The 24,644-nt window shown below is 62.0% G+C and carries 18 protein-coding genes and 3 tRNA genes; 11 read left to right on the top strand and 10 right to left on the bottom strand.

Translation table 11 applies throughout. The annotated features are described in order from the left end of the window. Positions 1-55: 55 nt before the first annotated feature. The 5 genes from hpnC to ACLRDN_RS14105 all read right to left on the bottom strand — a co-directional run bounded on the left by hpnC (position 56) and on the right by ACLRDN_RS14105 (position 5,837). Positions 56-865 carry a squalene synthase HpnC gene (hpnC, locus tag ACLRDN_RS14125; RefSeq protein ID WP_413456785.1) on the bottom strand — a complete coding sequence of 270 codons (810 nt, stop codon included), beginning with the start codon at positions 863-865 and terminating at the stop codon, positions 56-58. 12 nt (positions 866-877) lie between these two features. Further along, positions 878-1,162 carry a hypothetical protein gene (locus ACLRDN_RS14120; protein ID WP_288064562.1) on the bottom strand — a complete coding sequence of 95 codons (285 nt, stop codon included), beginning with the start codon at positions 1,160-1,162 and terminating at the stop codon, positions 878-880. Between the two features lie 317 nt (positions 1,163-1,479). Beyond that, on the bottom strand, positions 1,480-5,022 hold the full coding sequence (locus ACLRDN_RS14115; RefSeq protein ID WP_413456784.1) for a calcium-binding protein: 3,543 nt from the start codon (positions 5,020-5,022) through the stop codon (positions 1,480-1,482). A 521-nt stretch (positions 5,023-5,543) separates the two neighbouring features. After that, positions 5,544-5,630, bottom strand: a tRNA-Leu gene (locus ACLRDN_RS14110). A gap of 84 nt (positions 5,631-5,714) precedes the next feature. Beyond that, positions 5,715-5,837 (bottom strand): hypothetical protein, encoded by a 123-nt coding sequence (locus ACLRDN_RS14105; protein ID WP_259432396.1) that lies wholly within the window; start codon positions 5,835-5,837, stop codon positions 5,715-5,717. On the opposite strand from ACLRDN_RS14105, the gene ACLRDN_RS14100 reads away from it, so the two are divergent. From ACLRDN_RS14100 to ACLRDN_RS14050, 11 genes are all read left to right on the top strand, one after another. Further along, a complete protein-coding gene (locus tag ACLRDN_RS14100; protein WP_413456783.1) occupies positions 5,836-6,030 on the top strand; it encodes a DUF1653 domain-containing protein in 195 nt (64 codons plus the stop codon). The two genes, ACLRDN_RS14105 and ACLRDN_RS14100, sit on opposite strands and share 2 nt — an antisense overlap. Before the next feature lie 135 nt (positions 6,031-6,165). After that, a complete protein-coding gene (locus tag ACLRDN_RS14095) occupies positions 6,166-6,660 on the top strand; it encodes a CreA family protein (RefSeq protein WP_413456782.1) in 495 nt (164 codons plus the stop codon). 283 nt (positions 6,661-6,943) lie between these two features. After that, entirely contained in the window at positions 6,944-8,293 is a 1,350-nt protein-coding gene (gene tig / locus ACLRDN_RS14090; protein WP_039787217.1) for a trigger factor, read from the top strand. A gap of 51 nt (positions 8,294-8,344) precedes the next feature. After that, positions 8,345-8,971, top strand: a complete 627-nt coding sequence (gene clpP / locus ACLRDN_RS14085) for an ATP-dependent Clp endopeptidase proteolytic subunit ClpP (RefSeq protein ID WP_034341328.1) — start codon at positions 8,345-8,347, stop codon at positions 8,969-8,971. Between the two features lie 265 nt (positions 8,972-9,236). Next, complete coding sequence (gene clpX, locus ACLRDN_RS14080; RefSeq protein ID WP_039787216.1) at positions 9,237-10,502, top strand: ATP-dependent Clp protease ATP-binding subunit ClpX; 1,266 nt, start codon at positions 9,237-9,239, stop codon at positions 10,500-10,502. 282 nt (positions 10,503-10,784) lie between these two features. Then, positions 10,785-13,193 carry an endopeptidase La gene (gene lon / locus ACLRDN_RS14075; protein ID WP_145601899.1) on the top strand — a complete coding sequence of 803 codons (2,409 nt, stop codon included), beginning with the start codon at positions 10,785-10,787 and terminating at the stop codon, positions 13,191-13,193. A gap of 285 nt (positions 13,194-13,478) precedes the next feature. Continuing rightward, the gene (locus tag ACLRDN_RS14070) at positions 13,479-13,751 is read left to right on the top strand and encodes an HU family DNA-binding protein (protein WP_145601900.1); all 273 of its coding nucleotides are present in this window, start codon (positions 13,479-13,481) and stop codon (positions 13,749-13,751) included. Between the two features lie 50 nt (positions 13,752-13,801). Continuing rightward, positions 13,802-13,877: transfer RNA gene (locus ACLRDN_RS14065), tRNA-Val, on the top strand. A 25-nt stretch (positions 13,878-13,902) separates the two neighbouring features. Next, positions 13,903-13,979, top strand: a tRNA-Asp gene (locus ACLRDN_RS14060). A 595-nt stretch (positions 13,980-14,574) separates the two neighbouring features. Continuing rightward, positions 14,575-16,218, top strand: coding sequence for a methyl-accepting chemotaxis protein (locus ACLRDN_RS14055; protein WP_413456781.1), 1,644 nt, complete (start codon positions 14,575-14,577; stop codon positions 16,216-16,218). 235 nt (positions 16,219-16,453) lie between these two features. Next, on the top strand, positions 16,454-19,036 hold the full coding sequence (locus ACLRDN_RS14050; RefSeq protein ID WP_413456780.1) for a 2-oxoglutarate dehydrogenase E1 component: 2,583 nt from the start codon (positions 16,454-16,456) through the stop codon (positions 19,034-19,036). A gap of 212 nt (positions 19,037-19,248) precedes the next feature. On the opposite strand, the gene ACLRDN_RS14045 is transcribed toward ACLRDN_RS14050, so the two are convergent. The 5 genes from ACLRDN_RS14045 to ACLRDN_RS14025 all read right to left on the bottom strand — a co-directional run bounded on the left by ACLRDN_RS14045 (position 19,249) and on the right by ACLRDN_RS14025 (position 24,252). Next, positions 19,249-19,749: a spore coat U domain-containing protein gene (locus ACLRDN_RS14045; protein WP_413456779.1), complete on the bottom strand. Its 501-nt coding sequence runs from the start codon at positions 19,747-19,749 to the stop codon at positions 19,249-19,251. A 182-nt stretch (positions 19,750-19,931) separates the two neighbouring features. Further along, positions 19,932-20,423: a spore coat U domain-containing protein gene (locus ACLRDN_RS14040; RefSeq protein ID WP_413456778.1), complete on the bottom strand. Its 492-nt coding sequence runs from the start codon at positions 20,421-20,423 to the stop codon at positions 19,932-19,934. A gap of 35 nt (positions 20,424-20,458) precedes the next feature. Continuing rightward, positions 20,459-22,768, bottom strand: a complete 2,310-nt coding sequence (locus tag ACLRDN_RS14035) for a fimbria/pilus outer membrane usher protein (protein WP_413456777.1) — start codon at positions 22,766-22,768, stop codon at positions 20,459-20,461. Then, positions 22,765-23,460 carry a molecular chaperone gene (locus tag ACLRDN_RS14030; RefSeq protein WP_413456776.1) on the bottom strand — a complete coding sequence of 232 codons (696 nt, stop codon included), beginning with the start codon at positions 23,458-23,460 and terminating at the stop codon, positions 22,765-22,767. Before ACLRDN_RS14030 ends, ACLRDN_RS14035 begins: the two co-directional genes overlap by 4 nt. Before the next feature lie 303 nt (positions 23,461-23,763). Continuing rightward, complete coding sequence (locus tag ACLRDN_RS14025) at positions 23,764-24,252, bottom strand: spore coat U domain-containing protein (protein WP_413456775.1); 489 nt, start codon at positions 24,250-24,252, stop codon at positions 23,764-23,766. Between the last annotated feature and the right edge of the window lie 392 nt (positions 24,253-24,644).

The raw sequence follows: 24,644 nt of genomic DNA, 5'->3' as shown, positions 1-24,644 counted from the left end.
CTGAAGCCCCGCCTGGCCAATGCGCCGGGCGGGGTTTTGTCATTGCGGCTGCGGCCTAACGGGTCAGGCCGCGCCAGCCCACGATGAGCCAGTCCGGCTTGCCCAGCTTGGGGCGCTGGCCGAAGACATCCCCTTGCACCGCCTCGATGCGTTCCAGGATGCGTAGCCCGCCTTGCACCACCATGCGCAGTTCCAGCCCGATGCGGCCGGGCAGGCGCCGCGCCAGGGGGGCGCCGGAAAGCATCAGTGCCCGCGCCCGCTCGACCTCGAACTGCATCAGCTGTTGCCAGCGCTGGTCGTTGCAGGCTTGGGCGATGTCGTTTTCACTGACCCCGAAGCGTTCCAGGTCTTCCAGCGGCAGGTAGATACGCGCCTTTTGCCAGTCGATGGCCACGTCTTGCCAGAAGTTGATGAGTTGCAAGGCGCTGCAGATGGCATCCGAATCCCGGAGGTTTTCTTCATTCGCCGCACCGTACAGGTGAAGCATCAGGGTTCCTACCGGGTTCGCAGACCGGCGGCAGTAGTCCAGCAGGTCCGGATAGCGGGGGTAACGGGTGGTCACCACATCCTGGCGGAAGGCCGAGAGCAGGTCCCGGAAGGGTTGCAGCGGCAGGGCGTGATCGGCGATGGTCTGCTGCAGACGGGTGAAGATGGGATGCGTGCAGGGCAACTGCTGCTCGATCAGGTCGAGCTGCGCGTCGTAGGCATGCAGCGCAGCCAGTCGTTCTTCAGGGCGGGCGTCGCCTTCATCGGCGATGTCGTCGGCGCTGCGGGCAAAGGCGTAGATGGCGGTTACGGCCGGGCGCAGGCGCGCCGGCAGCAGCAGCGAGGCCACGGGGAAGTTCTCGTAGTGATCGACGGCCATGGGGCGCGCGACTCAGTCGAACTTGTCCTTGAGCAGCGCCTCGATGGTGGCGATGCGGGTTTCGACCGTCTCCAGCAGGGCCTTGGGCATGGTGCCGCCGGCATTCAACTGCGCGGCCAGCGAGCGGGCAATGCCCATGGCGCCTTCGGTGAACTGCTTGCCATCCTTGGACAGCACGGCCGCGGCCGTGAAGAGGGTGGAGAACAGGATCTGGTCGGCGGTATTGTTCTCGATGAACTTGTTGAGCAAGGCGGTGTGGCTTTGCTTGAGTGCGTCGAATTCTTCCTGGGTAGGCATGGCGGGTCCTCGCTTGATGGCGCGGCCGGCGCAGGAAAAGCTCCCGCTCCAGCCAGCAAAGGCGCGGATTGTAGCAGTTCGGTACGCCGCTGCGCGCAGGCGGGCTGCAATCGGCCCGGTGTGCGTGGATTGCAGCAAAAAAGCCGGGAGATGAAGTTTTCTCCGGCAGACCCTTGCCATAGCCCGCCGGGGCCAGCAGCCTCGGAAGCAGGTGAAGCATTTTGCAAAAAAACGGAAGCCGGTAGCGAGGTCTGATTCGCTACCGGCTTGCTTGGGGTAAGCCACTCAATGCGCAGTGGCCCCAATCGGTCCCTCCATCAATGGCTGACCGCCAGCAAGACCTTGCCGTCGCCTCCTTGCGCCTGTGCCCAGGTGGTCTGTGTCGCCTTAGGCGGGGCGAAGCTGGCCATGGCTTGCACCAGCTTCTCGACATCAGTGTCCAGCAAGGATTTGCCGTCGGCAGTCTTGATGCGCTCGATGTGGTTGTCGGTCGTCCCGGCAGCGCCGGCATACCAGTCCTTCACCGTCACCTGGTCCGTTGTTCCCAGTACCTTGATGCGCAGGTCCTGGCCGGCCTTGCTGAACCACAGGTTGTCCTGCCGGGCGTCGGTGAAGCTGAGCGTGTCGACATTGCCCTGGGTGGCATCGTGGTCGTAAACCGTATCCTGGCCGTCGCCCTTGGCGAAGCGATAGCTGTCGTTGCCGGTTCCGCCGATGAGCAGGTCGTTGCCCTTGCCGCCTGTCAAGACATTGGCTCCGCCATTGCCGGCCAGGATGTTGTCGAGGTCGTTGCCGGTGGCATTCACGTTCTGCCCCGAGAGCTTGACCGCCTGGTCGGTGGTCAGGGTGTCGGCCGAGGTGACATCGGTGGCGTAGCGCAATTGCCGCAGCGTGACGTAACGGCTCATGTCGTCCGCTCTGCCGCGTCCGGAGTCGGCAATGTAGAAGCCGGTAATCTGCTCGGTATCGACCGAGTAGGCCACCCCGGTGACCGTGACGCAGTGGTTGCTGCGGTTGTTGCTGGCCATGGGCATGTCCCAGAGGCGGCTGGCATTGACGCTCAGGCCGACCGCCTTGCCCTCCTTGATGCTCCGGGCGACTGCCATTTCATCGAAGCCATGCGTGATGGTAGCGTCAATACCGAAATCCTTGAGCAGGGCTTGCTGGCCCTCCGGGTAGGTGCCGCCCCGGTGCTCCGGCAAGGGGTCGATGACGTCGCAGAGCATTTCGTCGATGGCGCGGGTGACCACTTCCTTTTCCGTGAGGGGCCGGCCGGCCAGCACGCCCATGTTGGCCACGACCGTCTCGCCGCAGGTGCCCAGGAAATCGGGGACGGCATCGCCCTGCGCGTAGTCCAGCAGGTAGGACTTCGGCATGCCGTACACCAGCACGTTGACGCCATTGATCACCGCGCTCTGCGGCTTGGTGGCATCGATCAGGACCAGGTTCTCGACATTGTCGGCAAGCGTGGTGCTGACCGTCGCATAGACCGTATCGGTGCCTTCGCCCGCCTTCTCGACCACGCGGTCGCCGCTGTTGTCGACGTAATAGCTGTCGTCGCCCTTGCCGCCGGTCATGGTGTCGGCACCGCCCAGGCCATCGAGGATGTTGTTGCGGTCGTTGCCGGTGAGCCGGTTGTTTTGCACATTGCCGGTGGCATCGAGGTTGTCGGCTTCCAGTGCCAGGTCCTGTTTGTCGCTGGCCAGGGCGATGTGCTTCCTGACCTTCACGCCGGGCAGCTTGTGTTGCGAGCCTTCATCGTCGCCGAACGGGGCGGGGGCGGTGAAGCTGTCCAGGTAGTGCGCTGCCAGTGCATTGCCGCCGGATGCGGCAGGCTTTGCCGGTGCGGTCAGCCCGGTCTGGGCGGACAGTTTGCCATCGGCTGCGGCGTGATCCAGGGCGGCGCCGGCCCCGCCATTGGCCCTGTTGAAGGGCTTGATGGCGTCGTTGGTGGTGATGGTGACGGAGCCGCTGGCGTTGGTGCAATCGCGCAACGTCTGCAAACTGACGTAGCGGCAGGTGTCGGTATCGCGCCCCCGGCCGGAATCGGTGATGTAGAAACCGTCCACCGCGCCGGTTTGCGCGCCGTAGCCCACGCCGATGATGGCGATCATGTGATCGGTCATGCCGACGTTTTCCGGAATGTTCTTGGCCCAGAGCTTGCTGCCATTGACCGTGACGATGACGCCTTTGCCCGCGAGGATGTCGCGTGCTACAGCGTTTTCGTCGAAGCCCTGGGTCAATGTCGAGGCCAGGCCAAATTCCTTGAGCAGGATCAGTTCGTTTTCCGCACTGATGGTGCCGCGCTTGGTGGTGGATTTGCTGGTGGTATCGCACAGTTTTTCGGCGATGGCCTTGTTGACCACGTCCTTTTCCGTTACGGACATGCCGGCGATGGTGGCCAGGTTGGCGATGCAGACCTCGCCTGACGTGCCTTCATAGCGGGCGACCGCATCCCCCTGGTTGTAGTCGAGATCATTGGAGAAGGCAAAGGGATTGCCATAGGTCAGTACGTCCGGGCCGGTGATGAGCTTGTGTTGCGGTTTGGCCGGGTCGGCCATCCTCGGATCCTCGGGCAGCGCCAGCTTCTTGATCGGATCGACAGTATAGAAACCCGAGCAACCGGACTGGAAATGCGCGGCCTTGTCCAGTTCGCTCAGTGAAACGTAGCGTGCAGCATCGCCGGACCGTCCGCGTCCCGAGTCGACAATATAGAAGCCTTGCAGGGCACCGGTGTCGGCCGCATAGACAGCGCCGGTCAGGTTGATCATGTGATTGACGTTGATCAGTTCCAGCAAATTCTTGTCCAGATCGCCACCCCACAGCTCATAGCCGTTCACGCCCATGAGCACACCTCTGCCCTCCTTGATGAGGGCGGCCAGCTTGTTGGGATCGTAATCCGTGATGGCCTCGACGGGCATGCCAAAGCTTTCCAGCAGCAGGCGTTGCATCCCGAAGACGGTGCCGCCGCGCTGGCTGGGATTGGAGCTGACGGTGTCGCACCAGCCGTTGTCGATGGCTCTCTGGACTACGTCTTTTTCGGTCACATCCCGACCGGCGATCATGAGCAGGTTGGCGATGCTGGTTTCTGAACAGGTGCCCATGTAGCCCGAGACGGCATCGCCCTGGCAATAGTCCAGATCTTGGTAGGACTTCGGGTTGCCGTAGACCAGCACGTCCTTGCCATCGATCTTGTCGCGCTGGGCTGGCATGGTCGTGGGGGCCGGCTGTTTTTCCGGGGTGGCTGGCTTGAGGCTGGAGGGCTGCACGGGTGCTGGTGCCGGCCTTGGCGCTGCAGCGGCAGGCTTGTTGCTGACGGCTGCAGGAGGGCTCGCGTGGGCGCTGGGTGGGGTGATAACCGGCGTCGGCGGCGAGACCGGGGTCAATGTTGGGGTAACGGCAGGTTTGGCGGGGCTGACCGTGTGGATGCTGGTCGGCTTGTCGACGCTGGCGGGCTTGTCGGGAGTCGCCGGCTTGTCGAGGCTGGCGGGCGTGTCGAGGCTGCCGGGCTTGTTGCTTGCGGGCTTAATGGTGATCGGGGACGGTTCGATGTGCGGCTTGACGTTGACGGGGGTTTTGATGGGCGACGGCTTGGCTGGCGGCGGTTTGGTGGGGCTGGCCACAGGCGGCTTGATGACGGGCTTGCTTGCGATGGCTGGCGGCTTGGTGGCTAACGGTGTGGCAGCGGGTTTTTCCGGTGGGTCGAAGAGCTTGATGTCGGGCGAGACCGGCGCAAAGATGATTTTGGTGACGCTGCCGGTCTTGATCTGGACGAAGCGTTTGTCGATGCGGGTGATGACCGGATCCGGGAGCGGGGCTGCGGCGGCGCGTGGTGCTTGCGTGGCGGAATGGGTGGACATGGTTTCCCTTTGAAGTACGCCGGTGAAGGCGAAGGCGTTCGAGGAAAGTCTGCGCAGGCTGCGTCTTTCCCCGGGGACGTGTGGCCTGCGGTGCCGCTGGGTGCGTACGGAGGCCGGATTGCGCCTCTGACGGACCCGGGCCGGTGCCGCAAGCTTGCTATATGAATTTTGTTGTCCCGGGGCGATTCAATCGGATTGAAATGCTTCGGTAAATCGCACAAAAGTGCCGTTGGCCGCTTGACAAGAATTGACCGCAAGGGAAATGCCAACGTGAGGGGACTGATGGTCGTTCAAAGCGGTGGCAATGAGGACTGGAAGCGGGGGAGGCGGGGAGGGGGCATGATATTTTTTTTATGCCGGAGTGGCCACGGTTTTGCTGGATGGGGAAGAGGAGCCTGTTGCAGAAATCAGAACAGTGCGACCAGGCCGGGCTGGATGTGATTCGTGCGCAGGTAGCGTGCGCCGGGATCATGCAGTCAATGGCAGCTGCGATGGCAAAGCCGGGGGCAGAACGGATTGTCTGGTGCGAGGAGGGGGACTCGAACCCCCACACCATTGCTGGCGTCAGGACCTAAACCTGGTGCGTCTACCAATTTCGCCATCCTCGCTGAAGGGGGTCGGGCACCGGTGCGATAGCAGTCTGGCAGGGCTTGCGCCGCAGACTTGCCGCTACCGATGCAGGTAGCAATTTGTCAAAGCGCGCCATTGTACTGCAAGGTCTTGTCACTGTGGGCGTTTTTCTGTGCGGACATTTTTGTGCCGCCGCTGATCGGTAGTACCATGCCGCTTCTTCTTCCAGCCAGCAGGATTGCCATGACACGCTATCGTCACTACAAGGGCGGCATCTATGACTATATCGACGAGGCCATCCTCGAAGCCGACCTCACGCCCATGATCATCTACCGCGCCGCCGATGGCCGCCTTTGGCTGCGTCCGCGCGATGTTTTCTTCGAAACAGTGGACCTCGATGGCAAGCAAGTGCCGCGTTTCGAAAAGATCGAAGATTGAGCTTCACTTGCCCTCGTCGGGACGTTTAGCCCGATGCAAAGCGGCGTCAAGGGTGGGCACAAGCTGAACAATATGCCTGCAAGGCGGTCTACCGCCTCTCTACGAAGGTTTCATTCACTTTATCCGGGCATCTCCATGAATCATCAAGCACGCGCCCTGGCCGGGGCGATCTTTTCCGTCTTCGCACTTGCCGCCACCGTTCCCCAGGCCTCGGCCGAAGAACTGGCCGACGTCAGCACCGCCTTCCGCTGGCTGGGCAAGAACGACCGCGTGGTCATCGAAGCCTATGATGACCCCAAGGTGCAGGGCGTGACCTGTTACGTCTCGCGTGCCCGCACCGGCGGCGTCAAGGGCACGGTCGGCCTGGCCGAGGACAAGTCCGAAGCCTCCATCGCCTGCCGCCAGGTGGCGCCGACCCTGCAATTCCAGGACAAGCTGCCGGTGCAGGAAGATGTCTTCAGCGAGCGCATGTCCATTCTCTTCAAGCGCCTGCACGTGGTGCGGGTGGTCGATACCAAGCGCAATACGCTGGTCTACCTGACCTATTCGGACAAGCTCATCGATGGCAGCCCGATGAATGCCGTCACCGCCGTACCGGTGGCACCTTCCACGCCGATCCCGGTGAAATGAGGAAAATTCTCTAAATTCTTTACCGCGGACTTTGCTGGCAGGCAATCCGCCGGCAGCAGCTGCGCGTTGGCGGGCCGCGCCGGGGCTGGCTCGGGGGGCTTCGGAGGGGATTTGCGGCTGTTTGCAGCGCGGCAAGCCCATTTTTGGACTATCGGCGCTTTTTGCGTATAAAATAGCGAGCTTTAGCGCGGCCGGGCAGGGCGCTTTTCGTCTGCAGTCTGATGATCGGGATGAAAGACAGCATGCTCCGGCTTACGGAATTCTTAACATTTGGACGATTTAAATGGCAACTGCAGTCGAAACCCTGAGCAAACTCGAACGTCGTATGACCCTGTCTTTCCCGCTGGCCGATGTTCAGGCTGAAGTGGAAAAGCGCCTGAAGGTGCGCGCCCGTACCGCCAAGGCACCGGGTTTCCGTCCGGGTAAAGTGCCGATGAAGATGGTTGCCGCCCAGTTCGGCTACCAGGTCGAAACCGAAGTCCTGAACGACAAGGTCGGCCGCGCATTCAACGACGCCGCCGTCGAAAACAACCTGCGCGTGGCAGGTTTCCCGCGCATCGAACCCAAGACCAGCGAAGAAGCCGGCGAAGGCAAGCTGGCCTTCGACGCCACCTTCGAAGTCTATCCCGAAGTCACCCTGGGCGACCTGTCCGGCGCTGAAGTCGAGAAGACCACCGCGGCCGTCTCCGACGCCGAAATCGACAAGACCATCGACATCCTGCGCAAGCAGCGCGTGCACTACCACGTCAAGGGCGAGCAAGGCGCGCACGGCGACGGCGGTGCCGACCAGTCGGCCCAGAACGGCGACCGCGTGACCGTGGACTTCGTTGGCAAGATCGACGGCGTCGAATTCCAGGGCGGCAAGGCCGATGCCTTCCCGTTCGTGCTGGGCGAAGGCCGCATGCTGCCGGAATTCGAAGCAGCCACCATCGGCCTGAAGGTCGGCGAGTCGAAGTCCTTCCCGCTGGCTTTCCCCGAGGACTATCACGGCAAGGACGTGGCCGGCAAGACCGCTGAATTCACCATCACCGTCAAGAAGATCGAATGGGCGCACATGCCTGAAGTCGATGCAGTCTTCGCTCAATCCCTGGGCATCGAAGACGGCGACCTGACCAAGATGCGCGAAGACATCAAGAAGAACCTGGAGCGCGAAGTCACCGCCCGCACCAAGGCCAAGACCAAGGACAGCGTCATGAACGCCCTGATCAAGGCCTCGGAGCTGGATGTGCCCCAGGCCCTGATTGACCAGGACGTCGAGCGCCTGTCCGAAATGGCCCGTCAGGACATGGCCCAGCGCGGCATGGACCCGAAGGTCATGCAACTGCCCAAGGAACTGTTCACCGCCCAGGCCGAGCGCCGCGTGCGCCTGGGCCTGATCCTGGCTGAAGTGGTCAAGCAGAACAAGCTGGAAGCCACCGAAGAGCAGGTCAAGGCCCAGATCGAAGACTTCGCTCAGAGCTACGAAGATCCGCAACAAGTGCTGAAGTACTACTTCTCCGACCGTCGCCGCCTGGCCGAAGTCGAAGCTCTTGTTTTGGAAGAAAACGTCGTCAACTACGTTCTCGGCAAGGCCAAGGTCTCGGAAAAGCCGGTTTCGTTCGACGAACTGATGGGTAATCAGGCGCAAGCGTAATCCGGTTTTCTCTAGTAGTATCAGAAAACTCTTACGCTTAAGGATGCATACATGACAGGTCTGATGAAGCAATCTGCACTGGACACCCAAATGCTCGGCATGGTGCCGATGGTGATCGAACAGAGTGGCCGTGGCGAACGCGCTTACGACATCTATTCGCGCCTGCTGAAGGAACGCATCATTTTCCTGGTCGGACCGGTCAATGATGCGATGGCCAACCTGATCGTGGCCCAGCTGCTGTTCCTGGAAAGCGAAAACCCGGACAAGGACATTTCCCTGTACATCAATTCGCCTGGCGGTTCGGTATCGGCCGGCATGGCGATCTTCGACACGATGCAGTTCATCAAGCCGCAAGTGTCGACGCTGTGCACGGGTCTGGCCGCCTCCATGGGTGCTTTCCTGCTGGCTGCTGGCGCCAAGGGCAAGCGTTTCTCGCTGCCGAACTCGCGCATCATGATTCACCAGCCTCTGGGCGGCGCCCAGGGCCAGGCATCGGATATCGAGATCCAGGCACGTGAAATCCTGTACCTGCGTGAACGTCTGAACACCATCCTCGCTGAGAAGACCGGCCGTAGCGTCGAGCAGATCAGCAAGGATACCGATCGCGACAATTTCATGTCGGCCGAGGCCGCCGCGGAATATGGTCTGATCGACCAGGTGCTGACCCAGCGCGCTTGAGTTTGCGTCATCGCATTGGCGACGATCCAACGCGAAAAATGCCCGAACGTAATACGGTTCGGGCATTTTTTTTGGCCCAATTTTGACGAAATTGGCACAGAGCGGCTTTTCGGGTTCTATTTGCTTGATAAATGGCACCTGGGCTGACATATAACGGTCATACGGCAGTCCCGTGAAGCAATTTGGGACAGCAAAAATGACCAAGCCGTGACGAATCCGGATTTCGCGGGTATGATCGGGTCGTAACTTTTACTCTAGTAGCTCTATGTCCGAGAAAAAATCTTCCAGCGGCGAAAAACTGCTTTATTGCTCCTTCTGCGGCAAAAGCCAGCATGAAGTGAAGAAGCTCATCGCCGGTCCTTCGGTCTTCATCTGCGACGAATGCATCGACCTGTGCAACGACATCATCCGTGATGAAGCCGCCAGCGTGGAAAGCGTCACCGGCACCAAGTCGGATCTGCCGACCCCGCAGGAAATCACCGACCTGCTGGACCAGTACGTGATCGGACAGGCTACTGCCAAGCGCATCCTGTCGGTGGCGGTCTACAACCACTACAAGCGCCTGAAGCATCTCGGCAAGAAGGATGATGTCGAGCTGGCCAAGAGCAACATCCTGCTGGTGGGCCCGACTGGTTCCGGCAAGACCTTGCTGGCACAGACTCTGGCACGCATGCTCAACGTCCCGTTCGTGATCGCGGATGCGACCACCCTGACCGAAGCCGGCTATGTCGGCGAGGACGTCGAGAACATCATCCAGAAGCTGCTGCAGAACTGCAATTACGAAGTCGAGAAAGCTCAGAAGGGCATCGTCTACATCGACGAAATCGACAAGATCTCGCGCAAGTCGGATAACCCGTCCATCACCCGCGACGTCTCCGGTGAAGGCGTGCAGCAAGCCCTGCTGAAGCTGATCGAAGGCACCATGGCCTCGGTGCCGCCGCAGGGTGGCCGCAAGCATCCGAACCAGGACTTCGTGCAGATCGACACGACCAACATCATGTTCATCTGCGGCGGCGCCTTCGATGGCCTGGCCAAGATCATTTCCGACCGTTCCGAAAAGAGCGGCATCGGTTTCTCGGCCAGCGTGAAGAGCCAGACCCAGAAGAGCAATTCGGAAGTGCTGTTGAACGCCGAACCGGAAGACCTGGTCAAGTTCGGCCTGATCCCGGAACTGGTGGGCCGTCTGCCGGTGATCGCGACCTTGAACGAGCTGGATGAAGAAGCCCTGATCCAGATCCTGGTCGAGCCCAAGAACGCGCTCATCAAGCAGTACGCCAAGCTGTTGCAGATGGAAGGCGCGGAACTGGAAATCCGTCCGGCCGCCATGCACGCCATCGCCAAGAAGGCGCTGGCGCGCAAGACCGGCGCACGTGGCCTGCGTTCCATTCTGGAGCACGCCCTGCTGGATGTGATGTATGAGCTTCCGAGCGAGCAGAACGTGGCCAAGGTCGTGGTCGACGAGAACACCATCACCAATGGTGCCAAGCCGCTGTTGATCTATCACGACCAACCGAAGGTCTCGGGCGGCTGATAGCCCGGCAAGTGAAGTAAAGAGCAGGAAAGGAAGGCCCCCAAGCGGGGCCTTCCGGAAGCAAGAAGCCACCACGAAGTCCGGTCACCGCAAACACGGTAAAATAAACCGGCGCACATAACTGGCTTCCATCGAAAAGCCACCCGGAGCTAGCTTCGCGTGTGGCTTTTTTATTTTGTTGCGATCATGACAACGCGCAGCTGGTGAATATTTCTTCCACCGGACTTGTGTTTTGGTCACTCGTGCCAACATCATTCACAGTACTTATTGATAAGGCCCGCCATGACGACTCCTATACTCACAGAACAATCGCAATTGCCGCTGTTGCCCTTACGGGATGTGGTTGTCTTCCCGCATATGGTGATTCCGCTCTTCGTCGGCCGCCCGAAGTCGATCAAGGCGCTGGAAGCGGCCATGGAGCAGGGCAAGAGCATCATGCTGGCAGCCCAGAAGGCCGCCGCCAAGGACGAGCCTTCGGCCGAAGACATTTACGAAATCGGCTGCGTGGCCAATATCCTGCAGATGCTGAAGCTGCCTGACGGTACCGTGAAGGTGCTGGTCGAAGGCGCGCAGCGTGCCCGCATCCATCACATCAGCGAACTGGAAACCCACTTCGTCGCCGACCTGACCCCTGTGGAATCCGAGCAGGGCGACGAGGCTGAAGTCGAAGCCATGCGCCGTACCATCGTGCAGCAGTTCGACCAGTACGTGAAGCTGAACAAGAAGATCCCTCCCGAGATCCTGACCTCGCTGGCCGGTATCGACGACGCCGGCCGATTGGCCGACACCATCGCCGCGCATCTGCCGCTGAAGCTGGAGCAGAAGCAGGTGATCCTGGAGATCTTCAACGTCACCAAGCGCTACGAGCATCTGCTGGGCCAGCTGGAAGGCGAACTCGATATCCTGCAGGTGGAAAAGCGCATCCGTGGGCGCGTCAAGCGCCAGATGGAAAAGTCGCAGCGCGAGTACTACCTGAACGAACAGGTCAAGGCCATCCAGAAGGAACTGGGCGAAGGCGAAGACGGTGCCGATCTGGAAGAGCTGGAAAAGAAGATCGCCGCCGCCAAGATGCCCAAGGAAGCCCTGGAAAAGGCGCAATCCGAGCTCAAGAAGTTGAAGCTGATGTCGCCCATGTCGGCTGAAGCGACGGTGGTGCGCAACTACATCGACACCCTGGTGGCGCTGCCCTGGAAGAAGAAGTCCAAGGTTAACAACGACCTCACCAATGCCGAGAAAGTGCTGGAAGGCGATCACTATGGCCTGGAGAAGGTCAAGGAACGCATCCTGGAATACCTCGCCGTGCAACAGCGCGTGGACAAGCTGAAGGCACCGATCCTGTGCTTCGTCGGTCCCCCGGGCGTGGGCAAGACCTCGCTGGGCCAATCCATCGCCCGTGCAACGAACCGCAAGTTCGTCCGCATGGCCCTGGGTGGCGTGCGTGACGAAGCCGAGATCCGTGGCCACCGCCGCACCTACATCGGTTCCATGCCGGGCAAGATCCTGCAGAGCCTGTCCAAGGTCGGCGTGCGCAACCCGCTGTTCCTGCTGGATGAAATCGACAAGCTGGGCATGGATTTCCGTGGCGATCCGTCGTCGGCCTTGCTGGAAGTGCTGGATCCGGAGCAGAACCACACCTTCTCCGACCATTACATCGAAGTCGATTTCGACCTCTCGGATGTGATGTTCGTGGCGACCTCGAACTCGTTCAACATCCCGCCGGCACTGCTGGACCGGATGGAAGTGATCCGCCTGTCGGGTTACACCGAGGATGAAAAGACCAGCATTGCGCAGCGATACCTGCTGCCCAAGCAGATCAAGAACAACGGCTTGAAGGAAGGCGAGATCAGCGTGGCCGAGTCGGCCATCCGCGACATCATCCGCTACTACACCCGTGAAGCCGGTGTGCGTTCGCTGGAACGCGAAGTCTCGAAGATCTGCCGCAAGGTGGTGAAGCTGCTGCTGCTGAAGAAGCAGGAGAAGAAGGTCACGGTCACCTCGCGCAACCTGGACAAGTTCCTGGGCGTGCGTCGTTATGACTTCGGCATCGCCGAGAAGGAAAACCAGATCGGCCAGGTGGTCGGCCTGGCCTGGACCGAAGTCGGTGGCGACCTGCTGACCATCGAAGCGGTGAACATGCCCGGCAAGGGCCAGATCATCCGCACCGGTACCTTGGGCGATGTGATGAAGGAATCGATCGAGGCTGCACGTACGGTGGTTCGCAGCCGTGCCCGCAAGCTGGGCATCAAGAACGAGGTGTTCGAGAAGAGCGACATCCACATTCACGTGCCGGAAGGTGCGACGCCCAAGGACGGTCCGTCCGCCGGTATCGCAATGACCACGGCGCTGGTGTCCATCTTCAGCGGCATTCCGGTGCGGGCTGATGTGGCGATGACGGGTGAAATCACGCTGCGCGGCGAAGTGCTGCCTATCGGCGGTCTGAAGGAAAAGCTGCTGGCGGCGCATCGCGGCGGTATCAAGACCGTGTTGATTCCTGAGCAGAATGTGAAGGATCTGGCCGAGATCCCGGACAACGTCAAGAACAAGCTGGAGATCATCCCGGTGCGCTGGATCGACAAGGTCCTGGAAGTGGCGCTGGAACGCCAGCCGGTCCCGCTGACCGAAGATGAAGCTATCGTCGAAGCGGCCGTCAAGCCGAAGGAAGGTGCGACGGACCCGGTTGTGAAGCATTGATCCTGCGGGAGTCCTCCGCTTTGAAAGGCGCCTCAGTTGAGGCGCCTTTTTTATGTACCCAAAGGCTTCATGTATCGGCCTGCGGGAATGTGTGTGAAAATCTCACTGAAAATCGCGTCAAGCCTGCGCCTTGGCTTGACAGCGCTGCAGATGGGCTTGTTTAATAGCCGCTGCGGAAAATTTCCGTCAGGCAAGCGATGGTGTGGAGGGCTCTGTCGCGATGTGTTCGAGCCGAGGCACTGTCGTTTGAAATCAAACAACCAGAAACTTGTTCGAGGGGCGTAAGTGAATAAAGGCGAACTGATTGAGCACATTGCCGGCGAGGCCGACATTTCCAAGGCAGCAGCGGGACGTGCAGTAGACGCATTCATTGGTGCAGTGAAGAACACGCTGAAGAAGAACGGCACGGTCACCCTGGTAGGTTTCGGGACCTTTGCCGTCGGCAAGCGTGCTGCGCGTACGGGCCGCAATCCCCAGACCGGCGCTGCCCTGAAGATCAAGGCGTCGAAGGTTCCCAAATTTAAAGCTGGCAAAGCTTTAAAAGATGCTATAAAATAATGTTCTTTCGTTGCTGAGGTAACAAAGCAACGAGACTGTGAAGTTTGCCGGGGCGCTTAGCTCAGTTGGTAGAGCGGAGCCCTTACAAGGCTTAGGTCGGGAGTTCGAGCCTCTCAGCGCCCACCAGCATCTTGCAGTCAGCACCAGTTTAGGAGCGGTAGTTCAGTTGGTTAGAATACCGGCCTGTCACGCCGGGGGTCGCGGGTTCGAGCCCCGTCCGCTCCGCCAAATAAAATGCCTCGTTCGCAAGAACGGGGCATTTTTGTTTTTGCGCAGCAAAAACCTGCGGAGCGGAGGGAGCCGCCTGCGCGGCTCCCGGCGGGGCGAGAAGGGAATCGCTTGCAAGCGATTCCGCGGCCTGCGCTTGTGTAGGAGAGCCCCTGCCGCTGCGCCAATTAAAACGCCTCGTTCGCAAGAACGGGGCGCTTTTTTTTGTTTTTTGCGTATGAATTCTCGCGTACTGGCTTCGTGAATTTCATCTGACCAAATTACGCCACAAGTCTCAAATAAATGTGAGTTTCAAGTACTTTTTCCATGTGGAAATGCTTAAACTAGTCCTGAATTTGCAGTTTCTCAAAAAACAGGAGACCGGCATTGCCGGGGCAGACCATGTTTTTGAAGGGACCCGGCCGGCTGCATGCGGGCCGAGGAAGAAGGGCAAGAGCCGCTCCCCAAAGATGTGAAGAGAACCCAGGAAACGCATTGCGGATTCGCAAAGTGGTGCAGTGTCATGGGCAAGCAGGGCAATGAGCGACGACGCGGGGCAAAGTCGTCCAGCCAAGGCCTGCACGTGGACATCAAATGGGATCAACAAGGGGTAGCGATGAAGCTCGCCAATTTCAACATCGGCGTCCGCCTGGGCGCCGCATTTGCAGTAGTCTTGCTGCTGATCGTGGTGACGGCCATGGTGGGCGTGAGGAACCAGTCTTCCAACAACGCTGAAATCAACAGCATCGTCAACGAGAAATACCAGCTCATCGCCTTGAGCAACCAGATCAAGAACAATGGCTACAAGGCCAATGCGGTCCTGTCCAACATCCTGCTGGCGACCACGCCCGAGGCATCGGCAAAGTACATGGATGACTACGCCGGCCTGCGCAAGGCCAACACCGAGGCCTACCAGAAGCTGGAAGGCATGCTCGATTCCGACAAGACCAAAGCGCTCTACGCCGAACAGACCACCGCCCGCTCGGCCTATGGCGTGGCCGTGCGCAAGTTCTTCGAACTGATGAAGAACGGCGAACGTACTGAGGCAACCACGCTCTACCAGGGCGACATGTCGCGCCTGCAGGTGGAGTACTTCGTCATGGTCGACAAGATGGTCAATTCGCTGGCCCAGGAAATGGTGGAAGACTCCCACCAGGTCGCGGAAGACGGCCACCTGGCCGTGATCCAGATGATCGTGCTGGCCGCTGTGGCTGTGGTGCTGGCGTCGGTGATCGGCGTGCTCATCACGCGCTCCATTACCGCCCCGGTGCGCCACGCCGTGGTGCTGGCCGAAGCCGTGGCCCAGGGCGACTTGTCCTATCGCCTCAATGCCGCCGGCAAGGATGAAATCAGCCGCCTGCTGCAGGCGCTGCAGCACATGAGCGATAACCTGCACGACACCGTCTCCAACGTGCGCAACGGCACCTCCGCCATCGACATGGCCGCACGTGAGCTGGCGCAGGGCAACCTGAGCCTGTCGGACCGTACCGAACAGCAAGCCAGTTCGCTGGAGGAAACCGCCTCGGCCATGGAACAGCTCACCTCGGCCGTGCGCCAGAACGCCGACAATGCCCGTCAAGCCAGCGAGCTGGCCCTCTCCGCTTCCGATGTGGCCGTGCGCGGCGGTGCTTCGGTGGAGCAGGTGGTCAACATCATGTCGGCCATCAGCACCTCCTCCGGCAAGATCGCCGACATCATCACGGTCATCGATGGCATCGCCTTCCAGACCAACCTGCTGGCGCTGAACGCGGCCGTGGAAGCGGCCCGCGCCGGCGAACACGGACGCGGCTTTGCGGTGGTGGCCAGCGAAGTACGCGGCCTGGCCCAGCGCAGCGCCGTGGCGGCCAAGGAAATCAAGTCGCTCATCGAGGGCTCGGTCGGGCATGTAAAGGCCGGCAGCACCATCGTCGAACAGACCGTCTCCACCATCGATGAAGTCATCGCCAGCATCAAGCTCGCCACCGACCTCATCACCGATATCAGCGCTTCCAGCAAGGAGCAGAGCGAGGGCATCGAGCAGATCAACCAGGCCATCAGCCAGATGGACCAGATGACCCAGGAAAACTCGGCCCTGGTGGAACAGAACGCAGCCGCCTCCCAGGCCCTGCAATCGCAGGCCGAGCAGCTCTCGGCGCTGATGGGCCGCTTCCGCCTCAGCGAGTTGCTGGCCAACGGCCATGCCGGCGGCTACGCCGCTTCCCCGCGCAATGGTCCGCGCGAAAAGATCATCCAGCCCGAGCTGTCCCTGATCCAGGGCTGATGCTTCATCCGGGCGGCGTGCCTGCCGCCTGAACCCGTATCTGCGAGGAGACCGCGCCCGTCGCATCACTGAGGGCGCGACAACAACAAAGTGTCCCCCTGCAAGCTGCTGCCGCACCAGGCCTGAAGAGGCCTGGCAGCCGGCTGGCAGGAGCGGACACGTCCGTTGCGTGCATCGCCGTGGCTCCAAGGTGCTGCGCGCAGCCCGCCCCCGTCCCTGCCCAGAAAGGTTAGCCATGACGCTCCACCACGCCCACGCCAGCAGTACCGAGAAGATGACCGATGTGCGCCAGGCCCTGGCCCACGCCCGCATCCAATCTTTCATCGAGGCCTATCGCCACGAAGGCTACCGCATCGCCGACATCGATCCCCTGGGTACGCTCTCGGTACCGGAGATCCCCGCTTTGCTGCCGCAAAGCCATGATCTGAAGGATGAGGACCTGGCCCTTGGCCAGCACCCCTTTCTGGAGGGGTTGGGCCTGACCAATGTGAAGGAATTGACGCATTTCCTGAGCCGCCTCTATTGCGGCCCGCTCGCGCTCGATGCCAGCGGCGTGCGCGACGAAGCCCGCCGCCAGTGGCTCTTCGGGCGCCTGGCTGCGCGCGACCACAGTGGCGAAGCGGCCTTGGGCGAACGTGCTGCCGTCCTGGCCCGGCTGGCCGCCGCCGAGCAATGGGAACACTACCTGCAACAAGACTATCCGCAGGCCAAGCGCTTTTCGCTGGAGGGTTGCGAAGCACTGCTGGTGCTCATGGATGCGTTGGTCGAGCGCAGCAGTTTCCATCAGCTGGAGCAACTGTTCCTGGCCATGCCGCATCGCGGCCGCCTGAACCTGCTGGTGAACCTGATGCAGATGCCGGCGGCCGAGATCGTCGCATATTTCGATGCGAAACGCACCACCGAGGCCGCCGCAGGCGCGGTGGACCTGCCTTACCACCTGGGCGCCGAGACCGTGCGCAGCACTGCCCACGGCAAGCTGGGCTTGTTCATGGCCCACAATCCCTCGCACCTGGAAAGCGCCTACCCCGTGCTGCTGGGCATGGTGCGCGGCTATCGCAGCGCGCATCCGCAATCGCCCGTGCCGGCCTCGGTGGTGATCCATGGCGATGCCGCCTTCTGCGGCCAGGGCGTGGTGATGGAGTCGCTCAAGCTGGCCCAGCACGCCGGCTATGGCGTGGGCGGCACGGTGCACGTGATCGTCAACAACCAGATCGGCTTTACTACTCCCAATCCGCTCGACCCGCTCAATCACGGCTACTGCACCGACATCGCCCGCATCGTCGGCGCGCCCGTGCTGCACGTCAATGCCGACCAGCCGGAGGCCGTGTTGCGGGCGGCGCGCATCGCCCTGGACTACCGCATGCAGTTCGGTGCCGATGTGGTGATCGACCTGGTCGGCTATCGCCGCTGGGGGCATGCCGAACAGGATACGGCGAGCGTCACCCAGCCGCTGCTGCACGGCTTCATCGACAAGCATCCGCCGGTCACTGAGCTCTATGCGCAAGCTGGCTGGCCCGGTTCGCAGGAGGGGGCGGCGCTGCTGGCGGCCAGCAGCCAGGCGGCCCTGGCGGCTTTCCGCGCCACCCGCCCGGCGCCACCCGCTGCGCCCAAGCCCACGGCGATGGCCCCCGTCGCGCCTGCGGCACCCGACCTGCAGCGCCTGCGCCAGTTCGTCGAACGCATGACACGCCTGCCCGAAGGCTTCGATGCCCATCCGGCCATCACCCGCCTGATCGCGCAATGGCAGGACAGCGTCAGCGCTCCCGATCATCCCTGCAGCTGGACCTTCGCCGAGAACATGGCCTATGCCAGCCTGCTCTCGGAAGGGTGGGGTCTGCGACTCTCGGGCATGGATGTGCAGCGTGGTACCTTCATGCAGCGCCATGCGGTCTGGCATGCGGTCGATACCGCACAGGGCGTGCAGCAGGCCTTCTGGCCGCTGCGCCAGGTCGCCGCAGCGGGGGCGGCGCTGGAGATCATCAATTCGCCGCTGAGCGAAGAGGCCGTGGTGGGTTTCGAATACGGGTTCAGCGTCCAGGCGGGTCCCGGTGCCATGGTGATCTGGGAGGCCCAGTTCGGCGACTTCGTCAACGGCGCGCAGATCATGATTGACCAGTACATCAGCTCAGGGCGCGGCAAATGGGGCTATCCATCGGCCCTGACGGTGCTGCTGCCGCACGGCTATGAAGGCGTGGGGCCGGAGCATTCAACCGGCTACCTGAGCCGCATGCTGCTGTTGTGCGCGCAGCAGAACATGCGCGTGGCCGTTCCGTCCAGCTCGGCGCAGTGGTTCCACCTCTTGCGTCAGCAGGCGCTGCAGGGCGATCGTCCGCTGGTGGTCTTCACGCCCAAGTCGGTGCTGCATGGCCAAGTGCGGTCCCAGTCACCGCTGTCGGCCCTGTTGCAAGGAGGCTTCCAGCCGCTGCTGCCAGACCAGGAAGCGCTGCCCGCCGCCCAGGTGCGGCGAGCCGTCCTGTGCAGTGGCAAGGTCTGCCATGACCTGGCCGATGCACGCAGCAAGGCGGGCGATACCGTGACCGCATTGCTGGCGGTGGAGCAGCTGCATCCCTTCCCGGTGGAAAAGCTGGGCGAGGTGCTGCGCAGCTATCCGCAGCTGGAAGAGGTGATCTGGGTGCAGGAGGAAGAACGCAAGCAGGGCGCGTGGCTGTGCGTGCGGGACGCCATCGAAGCGGCCTTGCCGGTGCAGGCGCGGCTGCGGGCGGTGACGCGCCCCGATACCGACTCGGGCCCGACCGCCTCCAAGACTACTCACTATGCGCAGCAGGCCGCACTGGTGCAGGCCGTCTTCCCGAGCTAAACGAAGGGCCCGGCAAAACGGTGGCGAAAAAAAACGGTGTACTTCATCCTGAAGTACACCGTCCACCCCCTCCGGTTGCCCCGGTATTCATCGCAGCTGATGTTGTAGTCCGCGCCTTGCCGGATCGTCAAGCTGCAGCGCAATGCGAGCAGCGTGATCCCTGTGTCAAAAGCGCGTCATCCAGGCTCGCCAGCTCTTCCATGGAGCATGATTCAATAGGTCAGTGTCACGGTCACGGTATCCGAGTAGGCGCCGGCCAGCGGTGTCTGGGCCGCAGGAATCTGGCCATACACGGTCAGCGTCTGGGTCAGGCCCGAACCGGTGCCGGTCTGGGTGTCGGTGCCGATGGTGGAGCCCCAGTTGTTGCTGCGGGCCGAATCGCGGTACAGCGCATAATTCAGGGTGCCGCCGCCGGCCGCGCTCATCTTGCGGTTGCTCACCGATGCGCCGGTGCCGGTGCCGGCATCCAGGCCGACGTTGTAGGCGGTGCCGTTGGTGCAGAGCACGGTGATGGTGCCGCTCTGGTTCACCACGCTCTGGGTGTAGGCGCCGAAGGCGATGGCCGAGCCGACCACGGTGCAGGCGGCGACCACCGAAGCGCTGATGGTCAGGGTGCCGCTGGCGGTCGCCGCGAAGGACGCCGGTGTGCTGGAGGCCAGCACGACAGCAGCGATGGAAGCAGCGATGAAGCGATTTTTCTTGATGAAGAACATGTGTTTCTCCTGGTCTGGCTGCCCCGTCCTCGCCCCTTGCAAGAACTTCCCTGTGCAGCGTTGGTATGGAGATACTTTAAATTCTGAAGCCCGCATCCGGCATCCGGGGATTCCCTATCAACCTGTCAATTCGCGTCAGGGAAAACCTGAATCGCAACGAGAAGCCTTCTCAAGCTCATCCGCTAGTAGGTGATGAGCACCGTGAGAGTGTCCAGATAGCTGCCGGCCTTCACGTTCTGGCCGCCCGGCACGCGCCCATAGACGGTATAGGTCTTGCTGACCGGGGTCAGGATCTGCAGCAGGTAGCCATCGGCGACAAAACCGGTGCTGGAAGACCCGTCGCCCCATATCGAAGTGCGTGCAGCGTCAACATAGGCCTGGTAATTCAGGCTGTTGGCACCGCTGAGCATCTTGCGCTGCGCGTAGGCGCCGCTGCTGCCGGCACTGAGCTTGACGGTATAGCCAATGAGCAGCGACACGGTGGCCTGGCAGGTCACGGTGATGCTGCCGGTGTTGTCGAGGTGGCCGCTCGATTGCGGGTCGTACAGGCCGAAGGACACCGGATTGGAGCTGGCCGAGCAGAGATGCTGAGCCTGGGCCGGCTGGCAGCCCAGCGTGATGGCCAGCGCCAGCAGCAGCGTGGCCAAGGGCGGGGGACGGACATTGTTCTTCATGTGCTCTCCATGATGCGGGCCATTTCCTTCCGACACTAGCGGCAGATCACAACTTCGTTGCGCATGCCGCCATCCCCGCCGGCCTCTGGCGTCAGGGTGGCCTGGCAGCGCGCGCCCGAGGGCAGCAGCACGTCCAGGGTATTGACCGGCCCCAGTTCCTGCAGATAGCTCACGCCGTCATAGCCGACCGGTGCCTGCAGGCCGCTTTCCCGTACGCGGATCGACGCGCCCAGGGGGATGAATTGGCCGGCGGCATCCTTGAGGATGATGGTCACATCCGAGGCGCGCCGGGCATTGAAGTGCACCACCACGCCGGAGCGATCGCGCGGCTTCACGTACTGGTCCGACTGGTCCAGCTGCAATGTCAGCGGCAGGTCCAGCACGTCCACCGAGATCTTGTTGACGTCATAGGCGCGCAGGTCCGTCAGCAGCAACTGGCCGTTGTCATCGGTGCGGCCGGCATAGCGGTTTTCGTTGTAGATGCCGACATTCTTGACCCCGCTGGCATTGACCACCGCAAAGCTGTCGTCGATCCAGTCGGTGGCAAAGGCGCTGCCATCCATGAAGGCCAGCGCACCACGCGCACCCAGGCGCTGGCTGGTGGCGTTGGCCGACTGCGAAGCGGCCGCGCTGAGGCTGCCGTAGCGGCTCTTGTAGTTGAGCTGGCCGATGCGCTGGCGATAGCTGCCCTCGGTATCCTGCAATTGCCAGCCGAGGTCGCCGATGGCCACCGTCGAGCGGCTGGCCTGCAGGGTGCTGGTGCGCTGGCCGTTGTTGTTGCTCACGCTGGCGCCGGCCACGTCGCGCCCGCCGAAGGGGATGATCAAGCCGATGGTGGCGCCGTAGCCGCTGCTGCGAAAATCGCGGTAAGCCGTGAGATAGAAGTTGGAACTGCTGCCCACCGACTTGAACCAGGTCAGGGTGACGGTCTCGCTGTCGGCCAGGCTGCTGGTGCCCAGTCCGGTGAAGAGCAGCGGGCTCTTGCTGCGCGCATAGGCCATGCTCAGCGAGCCGTATTGCCCCAGGTTCAGGCCCAGCGTGGCCAGCGTAGCGCTGCGCGAGACGGGAGCCCCCTGCAGCGCGCCGATGTCCTGGTAGCCCCGGGTGGATTGGGTGCGCGACAGCGACAGGCTCACCGGGTCGGCATTGCGCTCGATGGCCAGCGCGATTTGCTGGCCGGAATTGCCCTCGCTGCTGCTGGCGGCCAGCGAGCTGGCCAGCACCGCGCGGTTGCCCAGGTTGAAAACCGCGCCACCGCCGGCCAGCTTGAGGCTGCGCATGGCTTCGGCGTGGCCTTCCAGCGTGAGCCAGTCGCTCATGCCATGGCGCGCCGTACCGGATAGTGCGAACTGCCCATAGTCATTGCTGCGCAGCCCATAATTGCGCCGCACCCAGCCGCCCTCGGCGGAATAGGAAGACAGGCCCGGCTTCAACAGCCGGTCGGTGGCGTAGAAGTTGATGGTGCGGAAGGTCTGGCGGCCCAGTTCATCGGTTACGGCCACGGCGATCTGGCCGGCGCCGCTGGCGATGGGCGGCTGGCGGATCTCGAAGGGGCCCGGCGGCACCGGCTGGGAGAGCTGGCGCACGCCATTGACGAACAGGTCCACGGTGGACGGCACTACCGTTTCCCCGCCCAGGGACGGTGTGGGAAAGCGCACCAGGTCCGGGCGCAGGTTGAAGTCGGAGGCGTACTGGAACCCGCCCAGACGCACCGAGCGGCTCCACGCCAGGCTGCCGTTGATGACGTCGCCGAGGCGATAGCGGGTCAGGGTGGCCGGTTCCGAATAGGTATAGGTCGATTCCAGCCGGGCCGACACGCCGCTGCTGTTGCCGGTATAGCCCAGTCCGCTGGAACTGAAGACACTGCTGCCGGAGAACCAGCGCGCATCGAACAGCCCGCCCAGCGCATGCTGGCTCTGGCTGCTGGAGGCCAGCAGGTCGTAATTGAGCACCAGTCCGCTGGCCGCTGGTGACAGGGGTACTTTGCTGGCAATGCTGGCGGCGTCGATGTCGGTGGTGTTCATGAAACGGGCCGGGACCATCAGGTTGATCTTGGCGCCGGCCTCGTCGAGGTCGACGGCGGTGGCCAGCGCGCGCAAGGCGATCAGGTCTTCGTCAGCGCCATCGACCCGCAGCTTGAGGCTGCGCAACTCCGCCGCAGTGACGTAAAGCACTTGCTGGCGCCGCGTGAACTGTGCCACCAGGTTGGTGCCGCGCCCGTTGATGGAGACTTCCAGCAGCAGGATCTCGTCGCCCGGCTCAGCAGTGGCGGCCTGCGCCAGCGCGGCCGTAGCCAGGAGCGCAGCCACGATGAGGGACAGCAGCCAGTGTGCCTTGCGAATCAAGGCGCCACGGTGAGTTCGGCATCAATCGGCCCGGCATCGCTGTTGGCAGTCAGCTTGACTCTGCTGCCCACGGCAAGCGGGGTATCGCTCTCGATCAGGTATTGCCTGGAGATGCCGGCCAGGGTGTAGGGATTGCCGCCGGCCGGTGCACTGAGCTTCTTGCCGTTGGGCAGGGTCAGGGCCAGGTCCAGCAGCCGGGCACGCCGGTTGCCGCTGTTTTCCACCAGCAGACGCAGCGGCTTGCCGGCGCGCAGCTGGTATTCCAGCTGGGCCTTGGGCGAGCCGACCGGCGCAATGAAGACCGGCATGGAAATGCGGAATTTGAAGTTGATCGTGGCGCCTTCGGTGGCCGAGGGAATTTCGTCGATCAGCAGGCGGTAAGCGATCTCGCTGCTGGCGGCGGGCTGTCTGGCCACCACCCGGATCACCTGCGAAGCGCCGGGCGCGAGGTTGAATACCGGCGGGCTCAGGATCAGGTTCTGCGTGGGCTGCAGCTCGTCCTTGCTGTCGGCCTGGGTCCAGTCGTAGGCGCGCAGTTGCAGGGAAACGTTGTGATTGTCGTTGTTGACGATCTTGATCACGCCGGCCGTGCGCGACGACGACAGCTCCAATACCACCGGGGCGATCTCGAAATTGGACGCCTGGGCCGCCTGCCATGCGCCCCCCGTCATCAGGCCGGCCAACGCCAACATGCGTAGCCGCCGTCTCCATCTGGATGCTGATCTCGTCACGCTACGACATCTCCACTCTGGTTGTCAGGTCGCCGTCAGTTTCTTGCTAGATTAAAACGAAACAGGACAACATGTGTGAAGAGACGTACATTTCGGTCACGCAATGTGACTAATAATCAACAAATTATTTTCTGGAAGGTAACTCTCTGGCAGGTAATAGGCGCAGGCACAAAAAATGGCGTGGCTTCGTCAAGAGGCCACGCCATGCATTTGCTGGACCAACAGTGTCGCGCGCGGGAGCGCTGCCCAATCAACGACGGTCGATCAGTAGGAGAGGGTGATGGCGACCACGTCGCTGTAGCTGCCCGCGCGCGCTGTCTGGCCGCCCGGGATGTAGCCGTAGACCGGAATGCTCTGGCTGTTGCCGTTGCCAACGCCTGAGACCGTATCGCTGCCATTGCTGTTGCCCCAGGCGCGGGTGCGGCCGGCATCCTGGTAGAGACCGTAGTTGAGGGTACTGACGCCATCGGCGGTGCTGAGCTTGCGGCTGGTCACGCTGGCGCCGCTGCCGGTACCGGCATCCAGGCTCACGGTGTAGCTGGTGCCATTGGAACAGCTCACGCCGATCTGGGCATTCTGTTGCACCGCTCCGGCAGCGTAGGTGCCGAAGGGCAGGGCGGCACTCTGCACCACGCATTGCGAGGGCACGACGGCAGAAATATCGAGGTTGCCGGTCGACGACGCAGCCTGGGTCTGCAGGTTGACGCAGCACAGGAGACTGGCGGCCAGCAGCAGGGAATGTGAATGTTTCATCGGAATAGGCGCCGGCAGGACCCAGGCCAAGGGCCTGAAAAAACGGGTGAATGCTGAAATCTATTATAGAATTAATTCGAATAAACAATCGGAAAATGCCGGAAGCCAGCGTTTGAAGCGCCTAACTTGGCGCATTCCCGCAACAGCTTTCCACGAATTCGAAGAACTTGGTTCCATTTGCTGACAGAAAGAAAACAGTTGATATCGGTCAGACCTCCTTCCGATATCGGGACAGGCAGCAAGGAGACACTTCAGCAGCGCCTTCGATACCCTGGCGCAGACAGGGTGGCAGGGCGGCTGCGGGGGAGACGGCGGGGCCGCAGTGCGGTGCTTCGTCGTGCGCAATTCCCTGACATGCATCATGTGAAGACCCAGTGCAGCCTTGCTTCATG

It is taken from the genome of Herbaspirillum huttiense, from assembly GCF_047300815.1.
In the GTDB taxonomy this organism is placed as follows: Bacteria; Pseudomonadota; Gammaproteobacteria; order Burkholderiales; family Burkholderiaceae_D; genus Herbaspirillum; species Herbaspirillum huttiense_A.
The sequence above is the reverse complement of the archived record's forward strand: the minus strand, read 5'-3'. Positions and strand labels throughout refer to the sequence as shown.

What these genes read in the sequence shown, in the direction of transcription:
- hpnC (WP_413456785.1), bottom strand. Translation starts at nt 865, where the DNA reads ATGGCCGTCGATCACTACGAGAACTTCCCCGTGGCCTCGCTGCTGCTG.
- clpX (WP_039787216.1), top strand. Translation starts at nt 9,237, where the DNA reads ATGTCCGAGAAAAAATCTTCCAGCGGCGAAAAACTGCTTTATTGCTCC.
- ACLRDN_RS14105 (WP_259432396.1), bottom strand. Translation starts at nt 5,837, where the DNA reads ATGGCAATCCTGCTGGCTGGAAGAAGAAGCGGCATGGTACTACCGATC.
- ACLRDN_RS14120 (WP_288064562.1), bottom strand. Translation starts at nt 1,162, where the DNA reads ATGCCTACCCAGGAAGAATTCGACGCACTCAAGCAAAGCCACACCGCC.
- ACLRDN_RS14025 (WP_413456775.1), bottom strand. Translation starts at nt 24,252, where the DNA reads ATGAAACATTCACATTCCCTGCTGCTGGCCGCCAGTCTCCTGTGCTGC.
- ACLRDN_RS14115 (WP_413456784.1), bottom strand. Translation starts at nt 5,022, where the DNA reads ATGTCCACCCATTCCGCCACGCAAGCACCACGCGCCGCCGCAGCCCCG.
- ACLRDN_RS14055 (WP_413456781.1), top strand. Translation starts at nt 14,575, where the DNA reads ATGAAGCTCGCCAATTTCAACATCGGCGTCCGCCTGGGCGCCGCATTT.
- ACLRDN_RS14030 (WP_413456776.1), bottom strand. Translation starts at nt 23,460, where the DNA reads ATGTTGGCGTTGGCCGGCCTGATGACGGGGGGCGCATGGCAGGCGGCC.
- ACLRDN_RS14050 (WP_413456780.1), top strand. Translation starts at nt 16,454, where the DNA reads ATGACGCTCCACCACGCCCACGCCAGCAGTACCGAGAAGATGACCGAT.
- ACLRDN_RS14040 (WP_413456778.1), bottom strand. Translation starts at nt 20,423, where the DNA reads ATGAAGAACAATGTCCGTCCCCCGCCCTTGGCCACGCTGCTGCTGGCG.
- lon (WP_145601899.1), top strand. Translation starts at nt 10,785, where the DNA reads ATGACGACTCCTATACTCACAGAACAATCGCAATTGCCGCTGTTGCCC.
- ACLRDN_RS14100 (WP_413456783.1), top strand. Translation starts at nt 5,836, where the DNA reads ATGACACGCTATCGTCACTACAAGGGCGGCATCTATGACTATATCGAC.
- ACLRDN_RS14045 (WP_413456779.1), bottom strand. Translation starts at nt 19,749, where the DNA reads ATGTTCTTCATCAAGAAAAATCGCTTCATCGCTGCTTCCATCGCTGCT.
- ACLRDN_RS14095 (WP_413456782.1), top strand. Translation starts at nt 6,166, where the DNA reads ATGAATCATCAAGCACGCGCCCTGGCCGGGGCGATCTTTTCCGTCTTC.
- clpP (WP_034341328.1), top strand. Translation starts at nt 8,345, where the DNA reads ATGACAGGTCTGATGAAGCAATCTGCACTGGACACCCAAATGCTCGGC.
- tig (WP_039787217.1), top strand. Translation starts at nt 6,944, where the DNA reads ATGGCAACTGCAGTCGAAACCCTGAGCAAACTCGAACGTCGTATGACC.